This window comes from Oceanobacillus zhaokaii, from assembly GCF_003352005.1.
GTDB classification, from domain to species: Bacteria; Bacillota; Bacilli; order Bacillales; family Amphibacillaceae; genus Oceanobacillus; species Oceanobacillus zhaokaii.
The window spans coordinates 528,652-542,225 of the sequence record NZ_CP024848.1; the positions used below are offsets into that span (position 1 = coordinate 528,652).

General features: G+C 38.5%; 15 protein-coding genes. 6 read left to right on the forward strand and 9 right to left on the reverse strand.

Translation table 11 applies throughout. The features are described from left to right. Positions 1-347: 347 nt before the first annotated feature. The 9 genes from CUC15_RS02730 to hisZ all read right to left on the reverse strand — a co-directional run bounded on the left by CUC15_RS02730 (position 348) and on the right by hisZ (position 8,396). The gene (locus CUC15_RS02730) at positions 348-1,577 is read right to left on the reverse strand and encodes a carboxylate--amine ligase (protein WP_114915253.1); all 1,230 of its coding nucleotides are present in this window, start codon (positions 1,575-1,577) and stop codon (positions 348-350) included. A 318-nt stretch (positions 1,578-1,895) separates the two neighbouring features. Beyond that, a complete protein-coding gene (gene hisIE, locus CUC15_RS02735; protein WP_114915254.1) occupies positions 1,896-2,534 on the reverse strand; it encodes a bifunctional phosphoribosyl-AMP cyclohydrolase/phosphoribosyl-ATP diphosphatase HisIE in 639 nt (212 codons plus the stop codon). Continuing rightward, positions 2,525-3,298 (reverse strand): imidazole glycerol phosphate synthase subunit HisF, encoded by a 774-nt coding sequence (gene hisF / locus CUC15_RS02740; RefSeq protein WP_114915255.1) that lies wholly within the window; start codon positions 3,296-3,298, stop codon positions 2,525-2,527. The genes hisIE and hisF overlap by 10 nt, the downstream gene beginning before the upstream one ends. Further along, positions 3,288-4,010 (reverse strand): 1-(5-phosphoribosyl)-5-[(5-phosphoribosylamino)methylideneamino]imidazole-4-carboxamide isomerase, encoded by a 723-nt coding sequence (gene hisA, locus CUC15_RS02745; protein ID WP_114915256.1) that lies wholly within the window; start codon positions 4,008-4,010, stop codon positions 3,288-3,290. The genes hisF and hisA overlap by 11 nt, the downstream gene beginning before the upstream one ends. After that, on the reverse strand, positions 4,007-4,615 hold the full coding sequence (hisH, locus tag CUC15_RS02750) for an imidazole glycerol phosphate synthase subunit HisH (RefSeq protein ID WP_114915257.1): 609 nt from the start codon (positions 4,613-4,615) through the stop codon (positions 4,007-4,009). Before hisH ends, hisA begins: the two co-directional genes overlap by 4 nt. Before the next feature lie 54 nt (positions 4,616-4,669). After that, positions 4,670-5,254, reverse strand: coding sequence for an imidazoleglycerol-phosphate dehydratase HisB (gene hisB / locus CUC15_RS02755; protein ID WP_114915258.1), 585 nt, complete (start codon positions 5,252-5,254; stop codon positions 4,670-4,672). Next, positions 5,247-6,533 carry a histidinol dehydrogenase gene (gene hisD / locus CUC15_RS02760; RefSeq protein WP_114915259.1) on the reverse strand — a complete coding sequence of 429 codons (1,287 nt, stop codon included), beginning with the start codon at positions 6,531-6,533 and terminating at the stop codon, positions 5,247-5,249. Before hisD ends, hisB begins: the two co-directional genes overlap by 8 nt. 6 nt (positions 6,534-6,539) lie before the next feature. Beyond that, on the reverse strand, positions 6,540-7,166 hold the full coding sequence (gene hisG / locus CUC15_RS02765) for an ATP phosphoribosyltransferase (protein WP_114915260.1): 627 nt from the start codon (positions 7,164-7,166) through the stop codon (positions 6,540-6,542). Beyond that, positions 7,167-8,396: an ATP phosphoribosyltransferase regulatory subunit gene (hisZ, locus tag CUC15_RS02770; protein ID WP_114915261.1), complete on the reverse strand. Its 1,230-nt coding sequence runs from the start codon at positions 8,394-8,396 to the stop codon at positions 7,167-7,169. Positions 8,397-8,757: 361 nt separating this feature from the next. Between hisZ and CUC15_RS02775 the strand changes: the two genes are divergently transcribed. From CUC15_RS02775 to CUC15_RS02800, 6 genes are all read left to right on the forward strand, one after another. Next, on the forward strand, positions 8,758-9,555 hold the full coding sequence (locus tag CUC15_RS02775) for a histidinol-phosphatase HisJ family protein (protein ID WP_114915262.1): 798 nt from the start codon (positions 8,758-8,760) through the stop codon (positions 9,553-9,555). 89 nt (positions 9,556-9,644) lie between these two features. Beyond that, on the forward strand, positions 9,645-10,025 hold the full coding sequence (locus CUC15_RS02780; protein ID WP_114915263.1) for a YbaN family protein: 381 nt from the start codon (positions 9,645-9,647) through the stop codon (positions 10,023-10,025). 14 nt (positions 10,026-10,039) lie between these two features. Further along, positions 10,040-10,843, forward strand: coding sequence for an alpha/beta fold hydrolase (locus CUC15_RS02785; protein ID WP_114918360.1), 804 nt, complete (start codon positions 10,040-10,042; stop codon positions 10,841-10,843). 166 nt (positions 10,844-11,009) lie between these two features. Then, entirely contained in the window at positions 11,010-11,927 is a 918-nt protein-coding gene (gene murB, locus CUC15_RS02790) for a UDP-N-acetylmuramate dehydrogenase (RefSeq protein ID WP_114915264.1), read from the forward strand. A gap of 491 nt (positions 11,928-12,418) precedes the next feature. Beyond that, positions 12,419-12,583: a YtzI protein gene (ytzI, locus tag CUC15_RS02795; protein ID WP_114915265.1), complete on the forward strand. Its 165-nt coding sequence runs from the start codon at positions 12,419-12,421 to the stop codon at positions 12,581-12,583. Beyond that, positions 12,580-13,560 (forward strand): Gfo/Idh/MocA family protein, encoded by a 981-nt coding sequence (locus CUC15_RS02800; protein WP_114915266.1) that lies wholly within the window; start codon positions 12,580-12,582, stop codon positions 13,558-13,560. Before ytzI ends, CUC15_RS02800 begins: the two co-directional genes overlap by 4 nt. The last annotated feature ends 14 nt before the right edge of the window (positions 13,561-13,574 follow it).

Here is a 13,574-nt window from a genome sequence, read left to right on the forward strand (position 1 = left end):
ATATATAAGGGCGATGCTTTTACTATAAAATAGGAATGCATAAAAGATTTCCAGTTATTATTCACGTGATAAGAGAAGCCACGTCCAGCTCCAGCGCCCGTGCTCCTAGCGAGACTTCCCTCACCTCCGTACGATAAAGAAGACTTGCCGATTGGTTACACATGAGGCTTAGTCGCACTTATACCCTTGTGGTGAAAGTCAACATCGATTCCTGGTATTAAGGAAGGCCGACTAAAAGCAGGCTTCGCCAACGTCGGCTACCCCTAAAGCGAAGGGGCATGTTTCCTTTATCTCCTACGGTTCAGTCCAGTCCGTACGTCGCTAAACGGGCGCTTGCGCTTTTGTGCTTATAACGGTGGATACTTTTTAAATTTCCGATAGAAATTAAACGTTGAAACAATTACATATAATAGTCGCTTGATACTTTTCTCAACGGAAAAATAGAACATTGGATTCTTTACACGTTTTTCCTTATATAAAGTATTCACTCTGTCCCGCAATTGCTTATCCTTTAGATGCTTCATAAGCAATCCCTTAGGAACGATAGTATAAATCATTTCTTTTTCTGCAACAGTGTAGGAAAGGGGCTGATTTTCGAGGTAATCCTTTATGTAATATTCTACAGGATTATGCCCACCGGTTGTTACATAATAATTACTTCTCCCAAGACGGGGATTCAATTCAAAGAACTTATATTTCCCATCTCGTGAATCGTATTTTAAATCAAAATTCGCAAACCCGATATATCCAACTTTTTTAACAAGCCGTGTTGCTTGTTCAACAGCTTCATCATTACGAAGGGTGCGTATTGCGACAGGGTTGCCGATTCCACCAGGTGTATGGTCCTCCAGCAATGTTTGTCCAAAGGAAGCCAGTTTAACCTCTCCATCTTGCGCGATATAGATTGTGAGGATATACATTGCAGTGTCGTCGCCTGGAATAAATTCTTGAACAATCAATTCATCAAGATAACCAGCATTTCTTATTAAATCGATAATTTGTTCAAGCTCCTGCCGATCCTTTGCAGTAAATACCTTCTTTTTACCAGTGAACTTCAAATTTTCATAAGCAACTCTACTAGTAGGTTTGATAACTACTGGAAATGAAAATGGAAGTTCCGTATCTAGCGTCTGGTTGCTATCGAACGCAATATACTTGGGATAATCAACCTCTAAACTGTCGCATAGCTCATAAAATTTGGCTTTATCAATGACAGTATGCAAGCTCTCCCTGTCTGTATATGGGACAATCCAATTTCCCACAAGCTTATCTCTTAAGTCGACCACCATCTCTACATGCCAATCATCACTACCAATGATTATCTTCGGGATATCCGGATATGTTTGCATGATATTATTTAAGCTAGCGAGCAATGCCTCCGCATCCTCCATGTCGGGTTCAAGCACGGGAACGATAATTGCAGAATGCTTAACTGGACCAATAAGCTGTCTTGAGACACTGATTGATTTCACTCCGTACGCTTCGTGGAAAGAACGTGCAGTACTGTAAACACCAATACTCGCACCTAAAATTACTGGTATAAATGATTGTTTTGATAGAATTAAATCTTGTTCCATATTTTCTCCTTTCTTAGCAGATAGGAAAGGATAACACTTTCTCACTGCATATGTGCAACTATGGTTTATACCTAAAAAGCTTGGCACACTTTATGTCTTTACTAAATAATATTATTCGTTGTCTAAGGGTTATTTAGGGTATGTTACATTTTAAACTAATTTGATCAGAAAGTGAAACCTGCATCTAATAGGGAAATCTCACTCACACTATATGTAATTCTAGCATATAAAGAAAAAAATCAGTATTAGAAACAATCGTTCCAATACTGATGTTCAAGTTTTTGACAAAATTCGGGGAGTGACAGGCACTCAAGTAGCTTACTTTTCTTGGCCTTCCTTCTGTATATGGCGCTTTTTCAATTCGTTCTTAATGTCGCCTACAGATACATCCATTAATTCCATTAATACGAGTGTATGATAGGTAAGATCAGCGATTTCGCTTGTGACTTCTGCTTTATCATTATTTTTCGCGCCGATGAGTACTTCACTAGTTTCCTCGCCAATTTTCTTAAGGATTTTATCCATTCCTTTTTCAAAAAGATAGGCTGTATAGGATCCTTCCGTTGGATTCTCGCGGCGTTGTTTAATTTTTGCAACGACATCAGAAACGATTTGATTTGAAGGTGTATCTTTCGTGAGAAGGTCGTTATTAAAGCATGTTTCTTCCCCAGTATGGCATGCAGGACCAAGTGGCTTGACTTGAACTAATAATGCATCGGCATCACAGTCAAAGGCGATTTTCTTCACTTCTTGCTTATTTCCCGATGTTTCTCCTTTATTCCATAGCTCGAGTCTGCTGCGACTAAAAAACCATGTTTCAGTTGTTTCAATCGTTTTATTTAGGGATTCTTCGTTCATGTATGCTAACGTTAATACTTTTCCAGTTTCCGCATCTTGCACGATTGCAGGGATAAGTCCGCTTGTATCGAATTTAAGCTGGTCAATATTTATTTCCATTCGATTTCACTCCTAACGGTAATTGCTTCCGATTGTAAGTATTTCTTCAGTTCAGGTATGCTTATTTCCTCGTAATGAAAAACGGATGCGGCCAAGGCTGCATCTGCGGCACCTTCTGTTAAAACTTTTGAAAAATGCTGGATTGTTCCAGCACCGCCGCTGGCAACGATTGGAATGTTAACCGCATCGGCTATAGCCTTCGTTAATGCGATGTTATAGCCATCTTTCTCTCCATCAGCATCGATTGCATTTATGACAATTTCTCCCGCTCCGAGCTGTTCGCCACGTTTTGCCCATTCAATTGCATCGATTCCAGTGTTTGTTCTTCCACCATTAATATAGACCTGCCAATTATTTGCCGTAACTTGTTTTGCATCGATGGAGAGGACGATACATTGACTGCCAAATTTCAATGCCGCTTCCTTTATGATTTCGGGATTTGATACTGCAGCACTGTTTATCGATACTTTATCTGCACCCGAACGTAACACTTTATGAATATCTTCTATTGTCCGTATTCCACCACCAACGGTAAAGGGAATGGCAATCTCTCGTGCAACATTCTCCACTACATCGAGGAAAATATCGCGCTTTTCATTTGATGCCGTTATATCATAGAAAACAAGCTCATCGGCGCCAGCCTCATTATAGCGTTTCGCTAACTCTACCGGATCAGCGACATCTTGGATATTTTGAAACTTTCTTCCTTTCACAACGCGGCCTTTATCAACGTCCAAACATGGAATAATTCGTTTAGCAAGCATGCGTATCATCCTCCAGAAGTTCTGTGAATTCAATTGTTCCATCGTATAATGCCTTGCCAATAATTGCCCCGTAAAGATTCTGTGATGTTAATTTCGCGATATCTTCCTTAGAGGAGACACCACCTGAGGCAATAACATTTATCGATGTTGCTTCATTAATTGTTTGCAATTCGTCAAAATTAGGGCCTTGAAGCATACCGTCCTTTAAAATATCCGTATAAACAATTGTTTCTACGCCAATATCTTCTAACAACTTGACGAGGTTTAGTGCCTTAACTGTACTCGTTTCTGTCCAGCCATCGGTTGCAACGAACCCATTTCTAGCATCTATTGAGACAGCGATTTTAGATCCATACTGAGCGACCGCTTTTCTTAAAAATTCTTCGTCATTAATTGCAGCAGTACCGATAATTACACGCTCCACACCTGACGAAATATACGCTTCGATTACGGATAGCGAACGAATTCCGCCACCAACTTGAACAGGAATTTTCGTATTTGCTGCAATTTCCTTAATTAATGATTGGTTAATCGACTCTCCAGATTTTGCTCCATCAAGGTCAACGATATGGACATATTCTGCTCCTTTATTTTCCCAGTCTCTAGCAACATCAATTGGTGCGTTACTATAAACCTTCTCTTTATTATAATCACCTTGAATGAGGCGAACACATTTGCCTCCTCGTATATCGATTGCTGGAAATAAAATCATGAAATCAGCTCCCCGTAATTTTTTAATAGTTGGATACCTGTCGTTCCGCTTTTTTCAGGATGAAATTGCATACCGACAATATTGCCCTTTTTCACGATTGCCGGAATGGTCCCGCCGTATTGTGCACTTGCAACAAGTGTATCTTTTTCAAAATCCTCTCCTACTGCATAGGAGTGAACGAAGTATACAGAAGGATTATCTGTTAGGTTATTAAGTAAAGAGCTTTCCTGATGCGATGTCAGCGTGTTCCAACCCATATGAGGAACCTTTACTGTATCTGTTATTCGATTGACACTGCCTTTTAGAAAACCAAGTCCTTCCCAGCTTCCATCTTCAAATCCCTGTTCATAGAATAATTGCATGCCTAGACAAATTCCGAGAATCGGTTTCCCAGCATTAATTTCCCGTTTTAATACGGTTACTAAATCCAGTTCGATTAATGCATCCATCGCATCCTTAAATGCGCCTACACCCGGAAGAATAATCGATTTCGCATCACGAATGACTTTTGGATCTATTGTCAATTCTGATTCAAGATTAAGCTTGTCTAAGGCAAATTGCAGGCTTTTAATGTTACCAGCGCCATAATCGATAATTGCAATCATTGTTCATTCCCCTGTTCTTATTCAAAGTTTAACTTTCCTATGCATCGTCTATAATTAAAGCGATCCCTTTGTCGATGGGACACCTTCAATTCTTGGATTTATCATACTTGCTTGATCAAGTGCACGGCCAACTCCTTTAAAGATCGATTCAATGATATGGTGTGTGTTTCTTCCGTATTCGAGATTGATATGGAGGTTCACCTTCGCGTTGCTTACAAAGGCTTGAAAGAACTCCTCGACAAGCTCCGTATCGAAATTGCCAACCTTATCTTTCAATCCATCTACATTGAAAACAAGATAGGACCGGCCACTAATATCAAGCGTAACATTTGATAATGCTTCGTCCATGGGTGTTGTAATATTTGCGTAACGGGTAATTCCTTCTTTATTTCCTAATGCTTCATTAAATGCTTGCCCGAGCGCGATACCAATATCCTCTACTGAATGATGCTGATCGACTTCTAAATCGCCATCACAACGAACATCGAGATTAAACAAACCATGCTTCGTCATTAGTGTTAACATATGATCGAAGAAGCCTACGCCAGTATTAATAGAGGAAGTACCATTTCCATCTATATAAAAATCTAATTGGATTGCGGTTTCCTTTGTTGTTCGAGTAATTTTCGCATTACGCATTTGGCTCATCCTTTCTAATTGCAATCGAATTCGCATGTGCTGTTAAACCTTCCACATTTGCTATCGTTATAATCGAATCACTAGCTCTTTGTAATGCTTCCTTCGAATAGCGAATAATGCTGGATTTCTTTACAAAATCATATACACCAAGTGGGGAAGCGAAACGTGCAGTTCCATTCGTTGGTAATGTATGATTTGGTCCGGCAAAGTAATCACCAAGTGGTTCAGGTGAATAATTGCCGAGGAAAATAGCCCCAGCATGTTTAATCTCATCTAAACTTTCAGTCGGATTGGAAATCATTAACTGTAAATGCTCGGGTGCAATTTCATTTACGATATCAAGTGCTGCTTTTAGTGAATCGGCGACGATGATTTTTCCATTTTGTTCTACTGATTGTTGAATAATTGCTTTTCTTTCAAGAGATTCTGTCTGACTTTCTACTTCTGCTTTTATTTTCTCTGCTATTTCCTTGCTTGTCGTCACACAGATTGCACTTGCTGATTCATCATGCTCTGCCTGTGATAGCAGGTCAGCTGCAATAAAGCTAGGTGGGGCTGTTTCGTCTGCTACGACACATATTTCACTTGGACCAGCAATCATATCAATTGCTACATCACCGAAAACCCATTTCTTTGCACGGGCGACAAAGGCGTTCCCTGGACCGACAATTTTATCGACTTTATGGACCGTTTCTGTCCCGTAAGCAAGAGCGGCAATTGCTTGGGCACCACCAACCTTATAAATCGTCTTGATACCGAGCATGTCAGCTGCAACAAGGACGTATGGATTAACCTTTCCATCTGTTTGTGGAGGTGTAGTGATAACAATGTTTCCTACTCCAGCTATTTGAGCAGGGATGACATTCATCAAAACGGTTGATGGATAGGCAGCCTTGCCACCGGGAATATAGATACCAGCATGATCGAGTGGTGTAAGTTTTTGTCCTAAGAGAATTCCGGGTTGTTTATTGATAAACCAAGAGTTTTCCTTTTGTGCAAGATGAAAGTCTGTAATATTATGTCTAGCTTGTTGTAATGCAGGTAAAAAACTGGCATCAACAAGGGCTCTTGCTTCGCCAAATTCTTCCGCAGTGACGATGAAGTTTTCCAATCTAATTCCATCGAAATTCTCCGTATAGGATTGAAGAGCTTGGTCCCCATTTGCTCGGACCTGATTAATGATTTCCAAAACTGCTTGATCAAGTGCCGCTTCATTCTCAATGACAGTGGAGCGGTCTTTAGTTGCTTTCCAGAACTGTTCTGCTGTTACGATTCTCATTCCAAATCACTCCAATGCCCGCTTTAATTGATTGATAAACTGATTGACTTGCATTGACTTTGTTGCAAAGCTTGCTTTATTAACAATTAATCTCGTACTGATCGTTTCAATATCCTCCAGGACAGATAAGTCGTTTTCTCTCAAAGTATTACCTGTTTCAACGATATCGACAATATAATCGGCTAAGCCAATCAATGGCGCTAATTCAACAGAACCATTTAATTTTACGATTTCAATCGGTTGCCCTTTTTTCTTGAAATGCTTCTTTGCAATGTTCGGGTACTTAGTTGCTATTGTTAGTTTCTGATTGTCTGATGGTTGATGGTCAGCCTTTCCAGCAACAGAAAATTTACATTTACCAATCTTTAAATCTAGTAATTCATATACATCTGCAAGTGATTCTAAAATATTATCCTTACCGACGATGCCAATATCTGCAGCACCTTTCTCTACATAGGTTGGGACGTCTACAGCTTTCACAAAAATTACCTTAATTGATTGATCTAAATTATGAAAAACTAGCTTCCTGCTTTCTTCAGTCAGCTCGGGGAAATGCTCGCCGGTTTTTTCAAGCAGGGAAATCGTTTGCTTTGCAGGTCTCCCTTTTGCTAAAGCTAATGTGATCTGTTCCAATTATTTCCCCTCCTTAATAGTTAGACACTTGCTTACAAGATCATCGGCACTTGCAAAGGCATATGATTCTTTTTCAGTAATTAGCTGCTGCTCAGCTTCTGTATAATTTACGATAGCGGTTTTGGCACTATTTGTATCAGCGTCCTCTATTAAATAAGTTAATACCTGTAATCCTTCATTCCGTAATCGGTATGCTGTTTGAAGGGCAGCCTTTTGCTTGGTTTTGTCATATTTAATAATAAAATCAGGCCCAATTTCTACAATTGCTTTCCCTTGCTGTTGCAATGCATGGACAAGGTAATCGACCTCGAATGCAAAGCCAATAGCGGGAGTCGCATCTCCAAATTGCTTCCCGAGATGGTCATAGCGTCCACCCATTAAGACTGGCTTCCCGATACTATCGAGAAATCCTTGAAAGATGATGCCAGAATAATAATCCATATTGTTAATTAATCCAAGATTCAATACAATGGAATCAGCAACACCGTAATCCTCAAGTACATCATATACATCTATGATATTTTGCAGCACCTGTTGCATTGAAGCGTTTCGGATAATTTTTCTTGCTTCGTTGATAACGTCCGCTGGATTACCATACATCATTGGAATCAACTGAATCGCATTTCGTAAATCATCTGCAAGGCCAAGCCCTTTTAGAAAAGGCTCGATTTCAACCAAGTTTTTTGAATGAATATATGTTTGCAGCGTCTCAAACTGGGTTTGATTTAAGTCTGCTTGTTGAATTAATTCTTTGAAAAAACCAGCATGGCCCAGCTCAATCTTAAAATTCTTAAAGCCTAAATCTTTTAATGTGTGAATCGCCAAGACGATTACTTCCGCATCAGCCTCAGGACTTCTATCACCAAAGAGTTCTACCCCAGCCTGTGTACTTTCTTTTTGATCAATTTGTTCAATTGACTGGCGGAAAACATCCAGTACATAGAAGAGTCGCTGGTTGGTTGTTGCTGTGTTCATTCGAGCAAGCGGAATCGTAACATCCGGTCTAAGCACTAATACTTTTCCAGAAGTATCGATGACTTTAATCATCTCATCTTTATTTACGGTACCAGTAATATTGGAATACAAGTCATATTGCTCAAAGGTAGAAGTTCTTACTTGTTTATATCCGTATGTAGAAAAGCGATTTATAAAAGTTGCGATGAGCTGCTCTCTCATTTGAAAATCTTCAACGTTTGAATTTTTATTCTGACTTAGAACATACTTTTGCATTACGATTCTCCTTTATGTCTTAATAAGAAAGTCTAGAATTCCTTCGTATAATTGTTTTGATAGATCGGCCTATCTCAGCTGCAGCGCCCTGTCAGACCTCTCTCAATACATGAAAATCCGTTTCTTCATGAAAGAGTTTCTCTTACTCAGTGCAGCGCAATATATACGCAATTTAACAGGTGCTTTCGCTCTTAATAATTTCACTTCATTACTTTATCGCTTTATCTCACTAAAGTTATATAGTATTATATTCAGTATAATTAAAATTGTCAAGAACAAAAGCGGAAGTGACTGTTTCTGCATTAGAGGTATTACAGTCAAATTTTATAATTTCTTAACTTAAGTAAAGGGAGTGTTATTTATGTTTGATTACCATATTCATAGTGATTTTTCTGCTGATTGTGAAACGAAAATGGAGACAACAATTGAGAAGGCAATTGAAATTGGACTAGAGGAAATCTGTTTCACGGAGCATATTGATTATGATTATCCAGACAAGGATTGGATTTTTGAATTTGATTTAGCAGCATATGATCAAAAAATCAAAAGAATGCAGGATATATATGAAGGCCGGATTCGAATTAAAAAAGGAGTAGAAATTGGACTTCAGCCCCATTTGCTCGATCGATACGAAGCATTAATGAATCAAGAGTCATTTGATTTTGTTATTTGCTCCATGCATGCGACAGAGGGGAAGGATCTTCATTCAGGTGAATTTTTCCAAGGGAAAACAGTGGAGGATGCATATCAAATCTATTATGAAGAATTACTAAGCTGTATTAAGAAATATAAGGAATTTAGTATCTTGGGACATCTGGATTTAGTAAAGCGCTATACAAAGGAAAAGAGCAGCGATAATTTTCATTCGATTATTCGGGAGATCTTTAATGAAATTATTCCTGCTGGAAAAGGGATTGAATTAAATACATCAGGCTACCGCTATGGACTCGAAGGTGGTATGCCAAGCGCGGATATATTGACAATGTATAAGGAGTGTGGCGGCGAAATTATCACACTTGGATCTGATTCTCACGTTGAAACAACGCTTGCTTATGAGTTTAAACAATCACTTGTGTTATTGCAGGAAATTGGCTTTCGTCATGTTGCAACATTTGATCATGGAAAACCAACGTATCATTCGATTGAGAAGTTAATCTAGTGTTCATATAATAGTTAAATCTCCAACCGATATTATTAATGTTTCATGTTATAATGTGGTTAAAATATAATTTTAGCTGGTGTTAAATCATGATTCATTTGAAAAAGGCATTATTAATAATCGCAGGTACAATTTCATTAGGTTTAGGCATATTAGGTATCTTTCTACCGCTGCTTCCGACAACGCCTCTCCTGCTGCTTGCGGCTGCATGCTATGTACGCAGTTCCGAACGCTTATATAATTGGTTAATTACGAATAAATATTTTGGTCCATATATATTAAATTATCGACAAGGAAAAGGAATCCCGTTACAAGCGAAGGTCGTTGCTGTTTCCGTATTGTGGATTTCGATGTTATTTACGATTATCTTCGTCATTCCATTAATGGCAGTTAAAATATTGTTATTCTTAATTGGGTCTTATTTTACATGGTTTATTTTGAAGCAGAAAACATTAAAGAAAAACGCTTAAATGAGGGGTATTTTTTGAAACAAAGAAGTAAGATAAGTATTGCGATACTAATTGCCATTATTATTTGTGGAATGGTAGAGATTAGACAGGCAAGGACTGAATTATCCTTAACAGATCCAATTGTATTTGTCCATGGCTATAAAGGGACAGAGAATTCCTTTGGCTATATGCTCGATCGTTTTGAAAAAGAATACCACTTTGGGAATAAAGGGCTTCTTTATTATGTAAGCGCCAATGGACATCTGCATGATTATATTATAGATGCAGAGAAATCTGGCCCAAATTTCATTCAAGTCGTATTGGAGAATAATCGTGATGATTTCGCTGATAGTACAGATTACCTCGCCTCCGTTATGCACCATCTAAAGGAGAAATATGGAATTGAATCAGTCAACCTTGTTGGCCATTCAATGGGTGGAATTATTTCAATGAAATATATAATGGGATATATGGGGCAAGAGTATCCGAACGTTGATAAATTAATCACAATTGGCAGTCCGTTTGATGGGATATATAGCCAAGAATACTTTCAAATAAACGTTGATGAAGCGGCAACTGATTTGATGCCTAATTCACTTGCACTTGAGCTGCTTCACGCTAGTACCTTTCCTAAAGGTGTGAATGTGTTAAGTATTGGCAGCACAGGTGATGTAGTGGCTGTTCCTGAAAGTGTAGCGACGTTAAGAAGCATTGTTCCCGAACAACAATTACAGGAAGTAATGATTAAGGATGAGAATCTTGGTCATAGTGCATTGCATGAAAGTGCAGAAGTAGATAAATTAATTCACTCATTTTTGTGGCAAGATGGGCTGCAATAACTTACAATATAGAAATGCAATAATGGATCACCATTTTTATGGTGATCTTTTGGGCAGGGTAAAAAGTCTAAGCTTCTTGCTGTATTAATACAAATCAGGCTGGACATAAGATTAATTTTAGAATCGAATAATCTTAAGGAATATCTAATTTAAAGGAATGATAGGTTTGGCTAACAATCATCATATTTATGATAAATTAATAAATATTACAGCTGCAGAGCATGTGCTTGTGAATGAACAGTTAAAGCATCATACGTACACACACCTTGGTGGCATGGCTGATTTCTATGTGACACCGGAAAGCTATGAGCAGGTACAGGAAATTGTAAAACTGGCAAACGAAGAAAATATTGCTTTCACATTATTAGGCAATGGGTCGAATCTTATAGTTAAAGATGGCGGCATTCGCGGGATTGTCATGAACTTGCAAAAGTTAAATGAGGTTAGAATAGAGGGTAATAATCTGATTGCTCAAAGTGGTGCACGAATAATTGATGCTTCAAGGGAGGCACTTCAAGTGAATCTTTCTGGTCTAGAATTTGCGTGCGGAATCCCTGGATCTGTCGGTGGTGCTTTATTCATGAACGCAGGAGCATACGGCGGGGAAGTAAAAGACGTGCTAGTGAGTACACTGGTTGTTAATCGAGAAGGCGATCTCCTTACTTTATCTGCAGAAGAGTTAGATTTAGCATACCGCACGAGCAACATTCCAGATAATGGTTATATCGTACTCGAAGCTAATTTTGCATTAAAGGAAGCACAATATGAAGCGATTAAGGAAGTAATGGATGATCTGACCTATAAACGGGAATCGAAGCAACCATTAGAGTATCCATCTTGTGGAAGTGTCTTTAAACGCCCACCAGGTTATTTTGCAGGAAAACTAATCCAAGATAGTAACCTGCAAGGTAAGCAAATAGGCGGAGCACAAGTATCGCTTAAGCATGCCGGCTTTATTGTCAACAAGGATAATGCAACAGCAAAGGAATATATCAACTTGATTCAATACGTGCAAGCGACCGTTAAAGAGAAGTTCGGTGTTGAACTGGAACGTGAAGTAAAAATTATCGGTGAAGATTTATAGAAAAAACAAAAACTGCAATCATCAAAAGATGGCTGCGGTTTTTTTCTAGGCTTTTTTGTAGGGTCTGTTGCAATATAACTAAACAGTGAACTAGTTGTGATGTGAATTTCTAAAGAAAAATCTTTGTGGCTGTAATGCAACTTCGTTAGAAAATGTTCCTTCATTTTTGAATATGTCTTCTGTCTTCGGCTTCAATAAATAGCTATGTGAGAGGGAAATGCTGTCTTATTTAATAAGGAGATAAAATTTGTTTTTCTCGCACTATCTCAGCGGAGAAAATACACGAAGACTCCTGCTGGAGGAAGGGTCACCAGCCCCCCGCGGAAAGCGTAGTGTATTTTCGGAGCGGTAAGCAAGGAAGTCATAAAATCTGCCAATTGGAAAATAAATAATCAGAGATTTGAAATTGCCAGTAGAATTATTGAAAATGCTTTCGTAGTAGGTTAAGCTAATAGATGTATGGACAGTAAACATGAGGGGAGAAATAGGGAATGGGTGCTTATATTATTGCTGGGGTTGCTTCGTTAGCTTTTGTAGCAATGGTTTTCTACCTTTCTATGAAACAGATATCGAAAGGATATAGCTATAAACACTCCATTGATCCGCTTCCAGATAACGAAAACGAAAATAGTACAGAAATGGGCGAGATAAAATGAAATTTTCTACAATTGGAACTAGCTGGATAACGGAAGCGTTTATTAAAGCTGCAAATCATTTTAAAGAAATGGAAATTGCATCTGTTTATTCCCGGTCAGAGGAAACGGCAAGAAGCTTTGCAACGAAGCACGGTGCGAAAGAATGGTTTACAAGTATAGAAGAGATGCTAGAAACCAATATTGACTTTGTTTATATTGCATCACCAAATATCATGCATTATGAGCATGTGCTAGCATGTATTGAACATAAAAAGAACGTCTTTTGTGAGAAACCATTGGTATTAAATGAACAGCAATGGCAAGTGATTCAGGAACGTGCAAAGCAATATGATGTTTATGTTTTTGAAGGGTACAGGCATTTATTCTCACCAAACTTTAAAATACTGAAAGATTCTCTAAAGCAGATTGGACAGATTCGTAGTGTGATGCTCCAATATGTGCAGTATTCATCGAAATATGATGCATTTAAAGATGGAAACATTGCAAATGTATTTACGAAGGAGTTTGCAGGTGGAGCTCTTATGGATTTAGGGGTATACCCATTGAGTATGGCGATTGATTTATTTGGTGAACCGAATGATGTGTCCTATTTTCCAACTCTACTAGAAAATGGTATCGATGGAAGCGGAACTCTTGTATTAACATATGAAGCCTTCAATGTGACGATTCTCTGCTCAAAAATTGCCCAAGCAAATATGCCATCGGAAATCCATGGGGAGGACGGATCAATCACAGTCGATCATATTGCTCCGATTAAACAACTAGCAGTCTATAACCGAAAGACAAAGGAAACTGTAAATGTTGCTGAAGAACAGCTGGATTTAGACATGGTTTATGAGGTAGAAGCGTTTCTTGGAATGGTGAAGGAAAGAAATATGGAGCATCATCAATTATGGCTAGAAAGAAGTAGATTGGTTGCCAAATGCTTAGAAGTTGCTAGAAAAAAACAGGGAAGCCTACTGTTTCCAGGAGAATAAAACAGATCGCACTA

Coding starts and splice junctions, on each gene's coding strand:
- CUC15_RS02775 (WP_114915262.1), top strand. CDS start 8,758: ATGTTTGATTACCATATTCATAGTGATTTTTCTGCTGATTGTGAAACG.
- hisF (WP_114915255.1), bottom strand. CDS start 3,298: ATGCTTGCTAAACGAATTATTCCATGTTTGGACGTTGATAAAGGCCGC.
- CUC15_RS02800 (WP_114915266.1), top strand. CDS start 12,580: ATGAAATTTTCTACAATTGGAACTAGCTGGATAACGGAAGCGTTTATT.
- hisZ (WP_114915261.1), bottom strand. CDS start 8,396: ATGCAAAAGTATGTTCTAAGTCAGAATAAAAATTCAAACGTTGAAGAT.
- hisD (WP_114915259.1), bottom strand. CDS start 6,533: ATGAGAATCGTAACAGCAGAACAGTTCTGGAAAGCAACTAAAGACCGC.
- hisIE (WP_114915254.1), bottom strand. CDS start 2,534: ATGGAAATAAATATTGACCAGCTTAAATTCGATACAAGCGGACTTATC.
- hisA (WP_114915256.1), bottom strand. CDS start 4,010: ATGATTTTATTTCCAGCAATCGATATACGAGGAGGCAAATGTGTTCGC.
- CUC15_RS02780 (WP_114915263.1), top strand. CDS start 9,645: ATGATTCATTTGAAAAAGGCATTATTAATAATCGCAGGTACAATTTCA.
- hisB (WP_114915258.1), bottom strand. CDS start 5,254: ATGCGTAATGCGAAAATTACTCGAACAACAAAGGAAACCGCAATCCAA.
- hisH (WP_114915257.1), bottom strand. CDS start 4,615: ATGATTGCAATTATCGATTATGGCGCTGGTAACATTAAAAGCCTGCAA.
- ytzI (WP_114915265.1), top strand. CDS start 12,419: ATGGGTGCTTATATTATTGCTGGGGTTGCTTCGTTAGCTTTTGTAGCA.
- CUC15_RS02730 (WP_114915253.1), bottom strand. CDS start 1,577: ATGGAACAAGATTTAATTCTATCAAAACAATCATTTATACCAGTAATT.